Genomic DNA, 13,715 nt, shown 5'->3' on the forward strand with positions numbered 1-13,715 from the left:
TGCGCCCGATTCTAACCCGCTACGACGGCAGCCGGAGCTCCGCGAACACCCCCCGGTGATCGGTGCCCGGCACGTCCAGCACGTCGAAGGAGCTCACCCCGGCGCGCTCGTCGACCAGGATGTGGTCGATCGTGATGAACGGCGGCAGGCCGCGCCCGTTCGGCCAGGTCGGCGTCAGGCCCGCGCCGGCCTGGTGCGCGGCGTCGGCGTAGCCGCGGCCGAGCAGGTCGCGCATGGCCCGGTGGTCCAGGCTGGCGTTGAAGTCGCCGGCCAGGATGCGGATCGCGTCGCCGCCGGGCGCGGGGAACGACTCCATCGCCCGGTTCCACCCGTCCACCATCCGGCCGAGCGGCGGGATCGGGTGCACGGCGACCACTTCGACGCGCCGGCCGCCGGGCAGGGTCATGGCCGCCGCGGGCATGTTGTGGCCGACCGGGGTGAAAAGGCCGGGCAGCTCGGTGAGCGGGTGCCTGCCGTAGAGGCCGCTGCCCGCCGCGTCGTGCTCGTCCTGCAGCACGCGGTGCGGCACCAGCTCGTCCAGCCCGGCCGCGTCCAGCGCGGCCACCTGGCGCGTGGTCAGCTCCGTCGCGGCGAACACGTCAGGGCGCAGCTCCCGTACGAGCTCGACCACGGTACGCGGGTCGGCGCGGCCGAACAGGTTGATCGCCAGCACCTTGTACGGGGTGCCGGCGGTGGCCGGTTCGCCCGCCGGGAACGCCCTGGGCGCCACGGCGGCGGCCATCACCAGGCTCGCCACCAGGGCCACGACCGCCGCCGGGCGGTTCCGCCTGACGAGGGCCGCGGCCAGCAGCAGGGCCAGCACGGCGCCGTACGGGGTGACGGTCATGAGCTGGGTCAGGAACGATCCAGACTCCAGCCCGCCGGCCCTGACCACCGCCCAGACGGTCAGGAAGGTCACGGTGAGCCAGGAGACCCACCGCCTGCGTGGTGAGTGTCCACGGGGCGGCGGGCCTCCGCCTGACGCCTGCTTCGCCTCGACGGTGATGTTCAACCCTTGCCGCCCGATTCGTGCGAGATCAACCTTTTCGTGGTGAGCCTAAACGCTGACGGTCGGCGGACCGCGCCGGGCGGGGCGGCGTCATCAGCTCGTAAGGTTCTCGGCGGCACCGCGTGCCTAGCCTGGTGGGCGTGAACAGAGCTGGCATGGCGGCCGTCATCACCGCCGCGACACTGACCCTGGCCGCCTGCGGCGCGGCCGCCCCTTCCGACCCGATGGGGACCACGTCCGCCGCGCCCTCCGATGAGATGAAGAGCACGGATCAGATGAAGAGTGCCGATCCGATGAAGAGCGCGGATCCGATGGAGAGCGGGTCCACGCCCGCGGCGCTGCGGTTCAGCGCGAAGACCCTCGACGGGAAGGAGTTCGAGGGCGGCAGCCTGGCCGGCAAGCCCGTGGTGTTCTGGTTCTGGGCGCCGTGGTGCACCAAGTGCCGGTCGGACGCGCCCGCGGTCAAGGCCGCCGCGGCCGCGCACCCTGACGTGGCGTTCGTCGGCGTGGCGGGGCTCGACACGGAGGCCGCGATGAGGGAGTTCGTCGAGAGCACCGGCACCGGCGGGCTGGTCCACCTGTCGGATGAGAAGGGCGCGGTGTGGACCAAACTGGGCGTCGCCCAGCAGTCCGTGTTCGTCTTCATGGAGCCCGGCGGCGACACCACGAAGGTCAACGGCCCGCTGGGCCGCGACGGCCTCGACGCCGAAGTGGCCAAGATCAAGGCCGCCTGAGCCATGACGGATCTGCCGATCGCGCTCGCCCTGACGGCGGGCACGGTGGCCGCGTTCAATCCGTGCGGGTTCGCGATGTTGCCCGCTTACCTGTCGATGCTGGTCGCGGGCGAGCCGCCGCGCGGCGCGGGCGGCGTCTGGCGGCGCGGCCCGGTGGTGCGCGCGGTGATGCTGTCGGCGGCGATGACCGCCGGGTTCGTGACCGTGTTCGGGCTGTTCGGGCTGGTGGTGACGCCGCTGGCGGCGGTGGCCGGGACGGTCCTGCCGTGGGTGACGATCGTGATCGGGGTCGTCCTGGTGGGGCTGGGCGGCTGGCTGCTGGCCGGCCGGTCGCTGTTCGTCCGCGTCCCCGGGCTCGCCGCCAGGCCCGCCATGTCGGCGCGCTCGCTCTACGGCTACGGGATCGCGTACGCGGTGGCCTCGCTGTCGTGCACGGTGGGGCCGTTCCTGGCGGTGACGTCGGCCTCGCTGACGAGCGGCGGGGTGGCCGGAGGGCTGGCGGTCTTCGCCGCGTACGCGCTCGGCATGGGACTGGTCGTCGCCCTGCTGTCCCTGGCCGTGGCGCTGACCAGGGAGGCCGTCCTGTTCCGGGTGCGCCGGTCGCTGCCGCACGTGTACCGGCTGAGCGGGGTGCTGCTCGTCCTGGCCGGCCTGTACGTGACCTACTACGGCTGGTACGAGCTGCGGGTCTTCGGCGGCGGCGACCCGGACGACCCGGTCGTCGGCGGGGTGACGGCGGTGCAGGGGACGATCTCGGGCTGGTTGGAGACCGTCGGCGCGGTGCCGGTCGCGGGGGCCGCCGCGGCGCTGGTCGCCATCCTCCTGATCAGGTCGAGGCGGGCCCGCCGTCCGGGGTGAGCCCCGGTCAGGTGGGTGGGGCGGCCGTCGAGTGAGCCCCGGTCAGGTCAGGTCGAGGCCGCCGTCCACGGTGAGCACCTGGCCGGTGAGCCAGGTCGAGGCGGGGTCGGCGAGCCGGACGATCCAGGTGGCGACCTCCTCGGGGGTGCCCCGCCGGCCGAGTGGGACGCGGCGGGCCTCGTCCTGCTTGATGCGCTCGACCTCCGGCTCAGGCAGCCCCGCGCGGGCGAGTGCCCGGCTCTCCGTGGGGCCCGGAGCCAGCGCGTTGACCCGCACCCCGGCCCCGGCCAGCTCCAGCGCCCAGCTCCGGGTGAGCTGCTCCAGCGCGGCCTTGGAGGCGGCGTAGTGCGAGCCGCCCGGCAGCGGCCGGTGCCCGTAGGTGCTGGAGACGTTGACGATGGAGCCGCGGGAGCGCAGCAGGTGGGGCAGCGCGGCCTTGGCCAGCAGGCTGGGCGCGATCACGTTCAGCTCGAACAGGGCACGCGCCCGGTCCGCGTCGAGCCGCTCCAGCGGCATGACGGCGGTGGCTCCGGCGTTGTTGACGAGCACGTCCAGGCTGCCCCACCGGTTGGCCGCCGCCTGGACGACCGCCTCCGGCGTGCCCGGCGTGGCGAGGTCGGCGGCGAACGGGACGATGTCCCGATGCCGCCGGGCGGTGCGGTCGAGCTCGTCCTGATCGCGGCCGACGCCGAGCACCCGCGCGCCGGCACGGGCGAACGCCACGGCCGTCGCACGCCCGATGCCGGAGCTGGCCCCGGTCACGATCACGGACTTGCCGTCCAGGTCCATGGCCCTCCCTCGTTCGATGTTCGTAGAATGTCGAACAAGCTACCATGGGGGTGTGAAGCGAGCCTCGCACCCCGCCGCCGACGAGCTGAGGCTCGTCGCCGCGATGGCCGCGCTCAGCGACCCCATCCGGATCGGCCTGGTGCGGGTGCTGTCCGACGGACGCGAGCGCGGCTGGGGCGAGCTGCGCGCGCCGGTGGCCAAGTCCACGCTGAGCCATCACCTCAAGGTCCTCCGCGACGCCGGCATCACCCGTACCCGCCAGGAGGGCACCCGCTGCTACGTCACGCTGCGCCGCACCGACCTGGACCGGCGCTTCCCCGGGCTGCTCGACGCGGTGCTGGCGGCGGCGGAGGGCGAGGACGTGGGCGACCAGGTGGGGCTCGCCGGCCACCGATAATGGGGTGGTGGAGCGACTCGACGGCCCCGGCTGCGTGACGATCTCCGGCGAGATCGCCGGCCTCTACCGGCAGTGCTTCTCCGTGCCGCCCTGGTACGAGACCGAGGAGGACTTCGCCGCCTTCCCCGGCAAGCTCGCGCGCGACGCCGAACGGCCCGGGTTCGCCGCGTGGATCGAGCGTGACGGCCACGAGCTCGTGGGGGTGTGCTTCGGGTGGCCGACGCCTGACGACCTGTCCGGCAACGCGATCTACGAGGAGCTCCAGCGCAGTTGCGGCCCGGAGGTCGTGGCCGGGTTGACCAGGGGCGCGTTCGAGGTCGTGGAGCTGTTCGTGGGCCCCGGCGCCCAGGGCCGGGGGATCGGGCGGCGGCTGCTGGACGCGGCGGTGGCCGGGTGGCCGCGGGCCTGGCTGCTCACCTCGCCGCGGGCTCCCGCGGCCCGCTTCTACCGGGCGCTGGGCTGGCGGCGGGTCGGCGCGCTGCCCGAGCGGGCCCTGGAGGTGCTCGTGCTGCGGACGGGTAGGGACGTGGCGTGAGAGTGGTCGTGCTGTCCGACACGCACGCGCCGCGCCGCTGGAAGTCGTGCCCGCCGAGGGTGGCCGAGCTGCTGGCGGGCGCCGACGTGATCCTGCACGCCGGTGACGTGTGCGTGCCCTCCGTGCTCGCCGAGCTGGCCGCGTACGCGCCCGTGCACGTGGTGAAGGGCAACAACGACGGGCCCGACCTGGACGCGCCCGAGACGCTGGAGCTCGACCTGGGCGGGCTGCGGGTCGGCATGATCCATGACAGCGGCCCGGCCCGGGGACGGACGGCCCGGATGCGGCGGCGGTTCCCGGAGGCGGACCTGGTGGTGTTCGGGCACTCGCACATCCCGCTCGACGAGTCCGGTGACGGGCTGCGCATCTTCAACCCCGGATCGCCGACCGACCGGCGCCGCCAGCCGCACGGCACCGTGGGGGTGCTGCGCGTCGAGGGCGGCGCGCTGGTCGAGGCCGAGATCGTCCCGGTCACCTGAGCACGGGTTTGTCTGCTACGCCCGAGCGGTATGTCGATTACAGAAAGTGACAGATCGACTGCAAGGCGGCTCGATATGGACAGAGCGCGACAGATCGCGCAGGCCGTGCTGTACGAGTGCCACCCGTACCATCGGCTGCTGGACGACCGGTACCTGCGCGGACTCCACCCCGAGCCGTACGCCGGCGGGCGGGCCGGTCTCTCCTGGATGATGCAGACCCAGTGCCTGGTCGAGGCCGCCCCCGCCCACACCGTGGACGTGCACGTACGGTTCCTGCAACTGGTCAGCCGCGAGGTGGCGCGGGCGCGCGGCGGCGAGCTGGAGCCGGCGGCCGAGCTGACCGTCGACGGCGCCCGCTACGTCTCGGGGCTGGAGGCGCGCGAGCGCGAGGCGGCCGTGTCGGGGCTGACGCTCGCCGACCTGGCGGCGGCGGCGTACACGATGCGCGTGGACGTGCCGGGCGACCAGGAGGCGGTCTGGCTTATCGACGCCCGCGGCCGGGCCGGGGCGGTGCTGCGCTGCTGGGAGACCCTGCACGGCCAGGCCGTGGTGCGCGCGGAGCCGCTGCGTGACCGGTTGTTCAGGCTGACGGTCAAGGTGGCCAACACCACCGACTGGCGGGGCGAGGATCGGGCGGAGGTGCTCAGGCACACGTTCGTGTCGGCGCAGAGCGTGGTGCGCACCCACGGCGGGCGGTTCGTCTCCCTCCTGAACCCGCCGGCCGAGCTGCGCCCGCTGGCCGAGGGCTGCCGCAACATCGGCACCTGGCCGGTGCTGGTGGGGGAGGTCGGCGAGCGGCACACGATGCTGTCGGCCCCGATCATCCTGCGCGACCATCCCCGGCTCAGCTACGCGACGTAGCCGGTCAACCCGGCGCGCGTTCGGCGGCGATCACCAGCACGACGCCCAGGGCGGCCAGGGCGAGGTTGGCGAACAGCTCGTAGCCGGTCAGCACGTCGATACGGGGAATGATCACCCGGTTGAAGAAGTTCAGGAAGAAGCCGAAGAACGGCTGGACGGCCACGTGGTCGACGGCCCCGCTGATGCCCTGGAGCGCCAGGACGAAGCCGACGATCTGGATGGCTTTGCGCATGGCCCGACGCTAGTGCCCGGCCGCGGCCCGGCGGATCGGCCTTAGGGATGCTCAGGACCGACCGAAGTATGTGTCACGCCTCGATCTCGTCCCGCTTGGGGTAGGTGTGCGGGTAGTGCAGGTCGAACGCGGGCCGTTCGGAGCGGATCGGCGGCATGAAGGAGAAGTTGTGCCGCGGCGGCGGGCAGCTCGTGGCCCATTCCAGCGAGCCGCCGAACCCCCAGGGGTCGTCCAGCGTCACCCAGCGCGGCTTGCGCTGGGTGATCCACACGTTGTAGAGGAACGGCAGCGTCGACAGCCCGAGGATCGCCGCGCCGACGGACGAGATCTGGTTGAGCAGGGTGAACCCGTCGCCGGGCGCGTAGTCGGCGTAGCGGCGCGGGAACCCGGCCCAGCCGAGCCAGTGCTGCACCAGGAACGTGGTGTGGAAGCCGATGAACAGCAGCCAGAAGTGGACCTGGCCGAGCCGGTCGTCCAGCATCCGCCCGGTCATCTTGGGCCACCAGAAGTAGAACCCGGCGAACATCGCGAACACCACGGTGCCGAACACCACGTAGTGGAAGTGGGCCACCACGAAGTAGGAGTCGGTGACCTGGAAGTCGAGCGGCGGCGAGGCCAGGATGACGCCGGTGAGCCCGCCGAGCAGGAAGGTGACGAGGAACCCGACGGCGAACATCATCGGCGCCTCGAAGGACAGGTGTCCCCGCCACATGGTGCCGGTCCAGTTGAAGAACTTCACCCCGGTCGGCACCGCGATGAGGAAACTCATGAACGAGAAGAACGGCAGCAGCACCTGGCCGGTGGGGAACATGTGGTGCGCCCAGACGGTCATCGACAGCCCGGCGATGGCGATGGTCGCGCCGACCAGCCCGATGTAGCCGAAGATCGGCTTGCGGCTGAAGACGGGGATGACCTCGGTGATGATGCCGAAGAACGGCAGCGCGATGATGTAGACCTCGGGGTGCCCGAAGAACCAGAACAGGTGCTGCCACAGGATCGGCCCGCCGGCCGCGGGGTCGTAGACGTGCACGCCGAACTTGCGTTCGGCCTCCAGGGCCAGCAGCGCGGCGGCCAGCACCGGGAACGCCATGAGCACGATCATGCTGGTCAGCAGCACGTTCCAGGTGAAGATCGGCATCCGGAACATGGTCATGCCCGGCGCGCGCATGCAGATGATCGTGGTGATGAAGTTGACCGAGCCGAGGATGGTGCCGAGCCCGGCCAGCACCAGCCCCATGATCCACAGGTCGCCGCCGGGGCCGGGCGAGTAGGTGGCGGACGACAGCGGGGTGTAGGCGAACCAGCCGAAGCTGGCGGCCCCGCCGGGGGTGAGGAAGCCGCTGACGGTGATCAGCCCGCCGAACAGGAACAGCCAGTAGCTGGCCATGTTGAGCCGGGGGAAGGCCACGTCCGGCGACCCGATCTGCAACGGCATGATGACGTTGGCGAACCCGGCGAACAGCGGGGTGGCGAACAGCAGCAGCATGATCGCGCCGTGCATGGTGAACAGCTGGTTGTACTGCTCCGCGTTCACCAGTTGCAGCTCGGGCCCCGCCAGCTCGGCCCGGATGAGCAGGGCCAGAACGCCCGCGAACAGGAAGAACATGAAAGACGTGATCAGGTACAGGTAGCCGATCACCTTGTGGTCCGTGGACGTGAGCCACTTGGTGATGACCGCGCCCGTGCGACGGCCGTGGACCGGGGCCGGCGGCGAAGTCGTCGGCTCCTCGTCTCTCGGCTTCTGGATCGTCACCCTGGTTCTCCCTCGGCAGGCGCTCCGTAAAGAACCAACTACCCTCCGTGTCGCCACGGTAGGCCCAAGAAAGTGATGGCTTGCGGCATAGCGGGCCCGGGTTCGCGGCGTCTCAGTGGTGACAGTCAATCCCTGGAGGTGACGTGGACGCCGAAGACGAGCGCGGCTTCCGCGAGTTCGTCTCCGCGCGGTCCCCCGCGCTGATGCGGCTCGGCTTCCTGCTCACCGGTGGCGACCAGCACGCGGCCGAGGACCTGGTGCAGGCGGCGCTGGCGAAGCTGGCGAGCAGATGGCGGCGGGTGGACGCACCGGAGGCGTACACGAAGCAGATCATGTACCGCCAGCAGATCAGCTGGTGGCGGGCGACGGGCCGGCGGGTCGAGGTAGTCCGCGGCGCGGTGCCCGACCTGCCCGGGCGCGACCGTACCCATCAGAGCGAGCTCCGCGTGGTGCTGCGCGCCGCGCTGGCCAAGCTCACCGCCAGGCAGCGCACGGTCCTGGTGCTGCGCTATTTCGAGGACCTGCCGGATCACGAGGTGGCCCGCCGGCTCGGCTGCTCGGTCGGCACGGTACGCAGCACCGCGCACCGGTCGCTGGCCCGGCTGCGTGAGGTCGCACCCGAACTCGCCGAGGAACTGGAGGCCGCGAAATGACCAGGCTGCTCCGCGAGACGATGGAGGAGTGGGCCGGGCAGGCCGAAGTGCCGCAGGACCTGGCCGATCGGGCGCTGCGAAGGCGGCGGCGCGGCCTGCTGCCCGCCGGCGCCGCGCTGCTGGCCGCGGCGGTCATCGCGGCTGTCGCCGTGTTCGTGACCGTCCAGCCGCCAGGCCCCGTGCTGCCGGCCGTGACGGTCACGCTTCCGCCCCGGCCCTCGCCGGCGCCCACGGACGTGCGGGCGGACCCGGACCACGGGCGGCCCACGAAGCTCGTGGCCGCCGGAAATCTGGCGGTCGGCGCGTACTACACCTTGCGCAGGGAGAAGGGGGAGAAGGGGCTGGACCACGTCCGGCGCACTTGGCACCTGTACGACCCGCGTACCGACAGCTACGAGGAGACCCCCTGGGCCTGGGTGGACGTCGCCCCCGGCATGCGGGTCGCCGCCGTGGTCCAGGGCGACCTGCTGGGCGACCGGATCGGCGTCATCGACCTGGACACCCGGCAGTTCCTCTCCTGGATCCAGCTCGGTCGCCGGGCCGGGCACGTCGCCTGGTCGCCCGACGGCACGAAACTGCTGGCCACCACCTATTCCTCCTACCCCGACGAGCTGCCCACCGACGGGGTCGCATGGCGGCGGAAGGACAGCCCGCGCACCGGCTACTACCTGATCGACGTGCCGACGGGCCGGGCCGAACACCACGCGCTGCCGCCGCTGCCCGGCACGGACGGTCCGCCGAGCAACTCCAACGGCAGGCAGGACCTCGGCTGGAGCCTCGACGGCTCGCTGATCTGGGGGCCCACCGCCGACATCTCCCCGGAGCGGGTCTACTACGGCCTCGACGGCCGGCCCGCGGAGCCGCCGCCCGGTGAGGCGTTCAACCGCCACGGTGAGTCGAAGATCTCGCCCGACGGCCGGCTCGAACTCGGCCCGGACGGGCTGCCCACGGCGATCATCGAACGGCGCACCGGGAAGGTCGCCGGCAGCCAGAACGTGCTCCAGCTCATCGGCTGGGCCGACGACGAGCACGTCATCGCGCTCGGCTGCGCCGGAGGGTGCGAGAACGAGTTCCGCAACGGCCTGGTGCTCGTCAGCGTCGACGGCCGCACCACGGTCCCGCTCACCGGCGTTCAGGAGAGCCAGGAGGACGGCAGTTGGAGGTGGGTGCTCACACCCCGGTGACTGATCGCCCCGATTCTGGGCACTTTACGGTCCTTTCAACTTCCGAGGAGGATCCCGTGAACACTGCGCAGAGCGCGGGGCGGTCAGCGGAGGCCGCTGCCCGGCGAGCGGCTGACCACCCGGCCCTGGACCGGCTGGCCCGGGTCGGGCTGGCCTGTCGCGGCGTGCTGTACGCGTTGATCGGTGTGCTGGCGGTCCAGATCGCCCTGGGCAGCGGCGAGGAGCAGGCCGACAAGGGCGGCGCCATCACCACGGTCGCGGAGCTGCCGTTCGGGGCGGTGATCCTGTGGGTGATGGTCGTCGGCTTCGTGGCGCTGGCCCTGTGGCAGGCGTCCGAGGCGCTGTTCAGCCACCAGGAGAAGCTCGACAGGGCCGAGTCGGCCGGCAGGACCGTGGTCTACGGACTGATCGTGTTCACCCTGCTCAGCGTGCTGCTGGCCGGGCGCGCCGCGTCGGAGGACGAGAAGTCGCAGGACGTGACCGGCATGCTGCTCGACCTCCCGGCCGGCGAGTGGATCGTGGGCGCCGTCGGCCTCGGCGTCATCGCGCTCGGCGTCTACTGGGTGCGGCAGGGCGTCACCAAGAAGTTCCGCGAGGAGCTTGACCTCGGGCGGATGTCGCACCGGGCCCGCTCGGTGATGGAGAAGCTGGGCATGGCCGGCTACGTGGCCCGCGGCGTCATCGCCGGGCTCGCCGGGTTCCTCGTCATCCAGGCGGCGATCACCCATGACCCGGACAAGGCCGGAGGCATCGACCAGGCGCTGCGCTCCTTCGCCGACACTCCCGTCGGGCCCTGGCTGCTGATCGCGGTCGCGCTCGGGCTGGTGCTGTTCGCCGGTTACTGCTTCGGCGAGTCCCGCTGGCGCCGCACCTGAAGGAGCGCAAGCGCACGGCGGTGTCGAGAAGTCGAAGGAGAGGCCGGACATGTACTTGTCGGTTCACTTGAAGCCGATAGCGGACACCACGATGGTCGTCGCCCTCGCGGGTGAGCTGGACGCGATGACCGTCCCGATCCTCTCCGAGACGCTCGAACCGCTGGTCGCGTCCCCGGCCATGTGCGTCGTCGTGGCGGCCGGTGATCTCTGGTTCTGCGACCTGAGAGGGGTGAGCCGGCTCGTGGCCGCCCGCCGGGGCCTGCGGGTCAAGGGCGGCGACCTGTTCCTCGCGGAGGCGAGCCCGGCGCTCCGCCGGCTCATCTCGCTCATGGAGAAGGGCCGGAGGTCGCCGCTGCCGGTGTTCGACACCCTGCCCCAGGCGCTGGCCGCCTGTGGCGTGTGCGCGGAGCCGGCGCCCCCGGGACCTCGTCACCTGCCGCTGCTGCGGGGGCTCCCCGCGCGGCCTGTCACGGGCCGGCGGCGCGGCACGATGCCGCCTTCGGCACCCGGCCGATCACCCTCCGCCCGGAGCCGCTGCGCGAGCGGGCCGGGCCCCTGAGAGGCCATGGAGTCGCGCGTACGGATGGCCGGGCAGGCGACCGCTTCGCACGCATAAGCCCGCGCCTGCGGGACAGGGGGAGAAGGTGTGGACAGTAGGACGAGACACGATCGTGGTGGCGGCCTCCGCCGGAGGAGTGGAGGCGCTGCGGACGCTGGTCGGATCACTGCCCGCTGATCTCCCCGCCACGGTGCTCGTGGTGCTCCACCTGCCGCCCCAGGGCGGCGGCGTGCTGGCCGGGATCCTCGACAGGGCGGGCCCGCTCAAGGCGGTCCCGGCCGAGGACATGCAGGAGTTGCGCCGGGGGCGGGTCTACGTGGCCAGGCCCGATCACCACCTGCTCGTCCACGAGGGCAAGGTCCGGCTGTCACGCGGCCCCCGGCACAACGGTCACCGCCCCGCGGCCGATCCGCTCTTCATGAGCGCGGCGCTCGACGCGGGGGAGCGGGTGGCCGCCGTCGTGCTGAGCGGCATGCTCGACGACGGCGTGCGGGGGTGCGTCGCGGTGGACCGCAGAGGAGGCGCGGTGGCGGTGCAGGATCCGGGCGAAGCGGCCTTCCCCGGCATGCCGGAGGCGGCCGTCGCCGCGGTCCCGAACGCGCCGTCGCTTCCCGTACGGGAGCTCGCCGACTGGCTGGTGCGGCAGAGCAGAACGCCTGTCATCACGGAGGCCAGGATGGACGACACGGAGATGATGCGGGAGGTCGGGCGGTTCCTGAGCGAGGAGCCCGCCCTGGCAGAGCCCGGTGGCACCCTCTCCGGACTCGGCTGCCCGGAATGCGGCGGTCCGATGTACGAACAGAGGGACGAGGGCCTCGCGCGCCTCGTCTGCCGGGTGGGACACGCCTGGTCCGACGAGAGCCTGGTCGGCGCCCAGTCGGACGCGGTGGAGAGAGCCCTGTGGATCGCCATCCAGCGGTTGGACGAGCGGGTGCGGATCCTCGGCCGGATGGCGCGGTCGGCGGAGGAGCACGGCGGGAAGCACTCCCACGGCTTCATCCGGAAGGAGGCGGCGCGGACGCGTGAGGCCGTGGAGACCATCCGCATGGTGCAGGCCCGCATCAGCGGAGGCGACGACAGCCTGCTCCTGTCCTGAAGGAGGGCCTGACGGGGAGCACCGGCGCGGCGCTTCCCGTCAGGCGCGGGTGCGATCTAGATGCGGGAGATGCGCACGGCGTCGGCGATCACGTAGCCGGTGCCGCCGGTCCACCGGCTGACGCCCACGACGTTCTGCGTGCCGGCGTTGAGCTGGAAGGTGCCGATGCTCCGCCAGGCTCCGCCGCCGGAGCGCTGGTCGACGTAGACGGTCTGGTTACCGCCTGCCGCCGCCACGATGTACGGGGCCGAGCTGTTGTATCCGGGATCACTGGGATACCAGACCTCGATCCGGTACGTGCCGGCGCTGGGGATGGCCGCCGAGTACCAGGCCGGGTCGCTGGCGGCCACCGGGTCGGCGAACCGGTAGTCGGCGCCGTGCCGCTGGCTGGAGTACGCCGAGGTGCCCCAGTTGGTGCTGGCGGTGAACTGGGAGCTGGCGTTGTCGACCGTGGTGGTCCAGGTCGGCGGGTTGGTGGTGCCTCCGTTCACGTAGTTCATGTACGTGGTCCAGTTCCAGTGCGGACCCGGGTCGGTGTGGGTCGCGCCGGGCACCTCGTTGTGGCCGATGATGCCGGTGCGGTTCTTCGGCACGCCGTACTTGTCGGCCAGGTGGCGGGTCAGCGCGGCCGAGGAGCGGTACATCGCGTCGGTGAACCAGGACGCGTCGTTGACCCAGCCCTCGTGCTCGATGCCGATGGAACGGTTGTTGTAGGTGGAGTTCCCGGCGTGCCAGCCGACGTCCTTGTCACGCACCATCTGGGTGATGGCGCCGTTGGACGACTTGACCACGTAGTGCGCCGAGACCTGGGCGGCCGGGTTCTGGAACCAGGAGATCGTGCCCGCGTAGGAGCCCTGGGTGACGTGGATGACGATGCGGTCGATGTTGTAGCTGGTCTCGCGGTTGGACACCCGGTAGTTGCTGGAGGAGGCGGCGACCCAGGCGGCCGGCGGGTAGTCGGGGCTGGCGACCGCGGCCTGCGCGTTGAGGTCGCGGGCCTTGGCCAGGTCGCCGCGGTCGGCGGTGACCTCCTGCGGCTCGACGGTCACGCCGCGGGCCTGGAGGCCGAGGCCGAGCATCTCGTAGACGGCGTCGGCGTACAGGCGGGCCGTCTCGGGCGAGGAGGCGTGACCGTACTCGGCGACCGCCTTGTACCAGCGGCCGGCGTCCTTCCTGGCGGCCTCGTCGAGGCCGAGCTTGTCGGCGTACGAGCGCAGCACGGCGGCGGCGCCGAGGATGTTGGCGGCGTCGTCCTTCTTCAGCGTGGCGGCCGGCTGCCCGGTGAGGGCGGCGGCTTCGGCGAGGGTCTTGTTGGTGGGGTTGTCGACGAGGTGCATGAGCCCGTAGCCGCCGCTGGCGCTGGGCTCGCCGGCGTGGCCGTCGAGGTGGGTCTCCGCGTAGCCGAGGGCGACGAGCAGGTCGCGGGGGACGTCGTGGGCGGCGGCGGCCTTGGCGAAGGCGTCCGACAGCGGGGTGCCGCGCTCCGCGAGGGCCGGCTGGACGGCGAGGACCAGGAGGGTGGAGAGGGCGGCGGCGACGAGGGCTACTAATCGAGTGCGTACCAGTGTCATGAGAACTCCACTCTGGGGGGTACCGCACGCACAGTAAGGGACTTTCATGACAGATGTCGATAATTGACATTACTCAGGTATTAAAGGAAACTTTCCGCCCGCGCGTCGGCGGCCCGGCAAAGTTGGGCCC

General features: G+C 71.9%; 16 protein-coding genes. 11 read left to right on the top strand and 5 right to left on the bottom strand.

What is annotated here, in order from left to right; translation table 11 throughout:
* Positions 1 to 19: 19 nt before the first annotated feature.
* Positions 20 to 919: an endonuclease/exonuclease/phosphatase family protein gene (locus ACZ6YG_RS26395; protein WP_466019464.1), complete on the bottom strand. Its 900-nt coding sequence runs from the start codon at positions 917 to 919 to the stop codon at positions 20 to 22.
* A gap of 230 nt (positions 920 to 1,149) precedes the next feature.
* Between ACZ6YG_RS26395 and ACZ6YG_RS26400 the strand changes: the two genes are divergently transcribed.
* Both ACZ6YG_RS26400 and ACZ6YG_RS26405 read left to right on the top strand, forming a co-directional pair.
* Complete coding sequence (locus ACZ6YG_RS26400; RefSeq protein WP_466019465.1) at positions 1,150 to 1,743, top strand: redoxin domain-containing protein; 594 nt, start codon at positions 1,150 to 1,152, stop codon at positions 1,741 to 1,743.
* A 3-nt stretch (positions 1,744 to 1,746) separates the two neighbouring features.
* Positions 1,747 to 2,601, top strand: coding sequence for a cytochrome c biogenesis CcdA family protein (locus tag ACZ6YG_RS26405; RefSeq protein WP_148035544.1), 855 nt, complete (start codon positions 1,747 to 1,749; stop codon positions 2,599 to 2,601).
* Between the two features lie 42 nt (positions 2,602 to 2,643).
* Here the strand turns inward: ACZ6YG_RS26405 and ACZ6YG_RS26410 are convergent, their stop codons facing one another.
* Positions 2,644 to 3,390, bottom strand: a complete 747-nt coding sequence (locus ACZ6YG_RS26410; RefSeq protein ID WP_466019466.1) for an SDR family NAD(P)-dependent oxidoreductase — start codon at positions 3,388 to 3,390, stop codon at positions 2,644 to 2,646.
* A 52-nt stretch (positions 3,391 to 3,442) separates the two neighbouring features.
* Here ACZ6YG_RS26410 and ACZ6YG_RS26415 point away from each other — a divergent pair, with 52 nt between their 5' ends.
* The 4 genes from ACZ6YG_RS26415 (at position 3,443) to ACZ6YG_RS26430 (ending at position 5,662) form a co-directional block, all read left to right on the top strand.
* On the top strand, positions 3,443 to 3,787 hold the full coding sequence (locus tag ACZ6YG_RS26415; RefSeq protein ID WP_364229232.1) for an ArsR/SmtB family transcription factor: 345 nt from the start codon (positions 3,443 to 3,445) through the stop codon (positions 3,785 to 3,787).
* Between the two features lie 7 nt (positions 3,788 to 3,794).
* Entirely contained in the window at positions 3,795 to 4,322 is a 528-nt protein-coding gene (locus ACZ6YG_RS26420; protein ID WP_187281511.1) for a GNAT family N-acetyltransferase, read from the top strand.
* Positions 4,319 to 4,801, top strand: coding sequence for a metallophosphoesterase family protein (locus tag ACZ6YG_RS26425; RefSeq protein WP_148035540.1), 483 nt, complete (start codon positions 4,319 to 4,321; stop codon positions 4,799 to 4,801). Before ACZ6YG_RS26420 ends, ACZ6YG_RS26425 begins: the two co-directional genes overlap by 4 nt.
* 75 nt (positions 4,802 to 4,876) lie before the next feature.
* Positions 4,877 to 5,662, top strand: coding sequence for a hypothetical protein (locus ACZ6YG_RS26430; protein ID WP_148035539.1), 786 nt, complete (start codon positions 4,877 to 4,879; stop codon positions 5,660 to 5,662).
* Between the two features lie 4 nt (positions 5,663 to 5,666).
* Here ACZ6YG_RS26430 and ACZ6YG_RS26435 read toward each other — a convergent pair whose 3' ends face one another.
* On the bottom strand, positions 5,667 to 5,894 hold the full coding sequence (locus ACZ6YG_RS26435) for a hypothetical protein (protein WP_148035538.1): 228 nt from the start codon (positions 5,892 to 5,894) through the stop codon (positions 5,667 to 5,669).
* 73 nt (positions 5,895 to 5,967) lie between these two features.
* Positions 5,968 to 7,647 carry an aa3-type cytochrome oxidase subunit I gene (gene ctaD, locus ACZ6YG_RS26440; protein ID WP_466019467.1) on the bottom strand — a complete coding sequence of 560 codons (1,680 nt, stop codon included), beginning with the start codon at positions 7,645 to 7,647 and terminating at the stop codon, positions 5,968 to 5,970.
* A gap of 143 nt (positions 7,648 to 7,790) precedes the next feature.
* Here ctaD and ACZ6YG_RS26445 point away from each other — a divergent pair, with 143 nt between their 5' ends.
* The 5 genes from ACZ6YG_RS26445 (at position 7,791) to ACZ6YG_RS26465 (ending at position 12,014) form a co-directional block, all read left to right on the top strand.
* A complete protein-coding gene (locus ACZ6YG_RS26445) occupies positions 7,791 to 8,300 on the top strand; it encodes a SigE family RNA polymerase sigma factor (protein ID WP_271278471.1) in 510 nt (169 codons plus the stop codon).
* Positions 8,297 to 9,484 (top strand): YncE family protein, encoded by a 1,188-nt coding sequence (locus tag ACZ6YG_RS26450; protein WP_466019468.1) that lies wholly within the window; start codon positions 8,297 to 8,299, stop codon positions 9,482 to 9,484. Before ACZ6YG_RS26445 ends, ACZ6YG_RS26450 begins: the two co-directional genes overlap by 4 nt.
* Positions 9,485 to 9,540: 56 nt before the next feature.
* Positions 9,541 to 10,359 carry a DUF1206 domain-containing protein gene (locus ACZ6YG_RS26455; RefSeq protein WP_148035534.1) on the top strand — a complete coding sequence of 273 codons (819 nt, stop codon included), beginning with the start codon at positions 9,541 to 9,543 and terminating at the stop codon, positions 10,357 to 10,359.
* Positions 10,360 to 10,408: 49 nt separating this feature from the next.
* The gene (locus ACZ6YG_RS26460) at positions 10,409 to 10,918 is read left to right on the top strand and encodes an STAS domain-containing protein (RefSeq protein WP_148035533.1); all 510 of its coding nucleotides are present in this window, start codon (positions 10,409 to 10,411) and stop codon (positions 10,916 to 10,918) included.
* Between the two features lie 85 nt (positions 10,919 to 11,003).
* The gene (locus ACZ6YG_RS26465; protein ID WP_271278468.1) at positions 11,004 to 12,014 is read left to right on the top strand and encodes a chemotaxis protein CheB; all 1,011 of its coding nucleotides are present in this window, start codon (positions 11,004 to 11,006) and stop codon (positions 12,012 to 12,014) included.
* A 56-nt stretch (positions 12,015 to 12,070) separates the two neighbouring features.
* Here ACZ6YG_RS26465 and ACZ6YG_RS26470 read toward each other — a convergent pair whose 3' ends face one another.
* Entirely contained in the window at positions 12,071 to 13,585 is a 1,515-nt protein-coding gene (locus tag ACZ6YG_RS26470; RefSeq protein WP_148035531.1) for a golvesin C-terminal-like domain-containing protein, read from the bottom strand.
* Positions 13,586 to 13,715 lie beyond the last annotated feature (130 nt).

This window comes from Nonomuraea sp. NPDC054003 (assembly GCF_055585125.1).

What these genes read in the sequence shown, in the direction of transcription:
- ACZ6YG_RS26405 (WP_148035544.1), top strand. Translation starts at nt 1,747, where the DNA reads ATGACGGATCTGCCGATCGCGCTCGCCCTGACGGCGGGCACGGTGGCC.
- ACZ6YG_RS26410 (WP_466019466.1), bottom strand. Translation starts at nt 3,390, where the DNA reads ATGGACCTGGACGGCAAGTCCGTGATCGTGACCGGGGCCAGCTCCGGC.
- ACZ6YG_RS26430 (WP_148035539.1), top strand. Translation starts at nt 4,877, where the DNA reads ATGGACAGAGCGCGACAGATCGCGCAGGCCGTGCTGTACGAGTGCCAC.
- ACZ6YG_RS26435 (WP_148035538.1), bottom strand. Translation starts at nt 5,894, where the DNA reads ATGCGCAAAGCCATCCAGATCGTCGGCTTCGTCCTGGCGCTCCAGGGC.
- ACZ6YG_RS26450 (WP_466019468.1), top strand. Translation starts at nt 8,297, where the DNA reads ATGACCAGGCTGCTCCGCGAGACGATGGAGGAGTGGGCCGGGCAGGCC.
- ACZ6YG_RS26460 (WP_148035533.1), top strand. Translation starts at nt 10,409, where the DNA reads ATGTACTTGTCGGTTCACTTGAAGCCGATAGCGGACACCACGATGGTC.
- ACZ6YG_RS26470 (WP_148035531.1), bottom strand. Translation starts at nt 13,585, where the DNA reads ATGACACTGGTACGCACTCGATTAGTAGCCCTCGTCGCCGCCGCCCTC.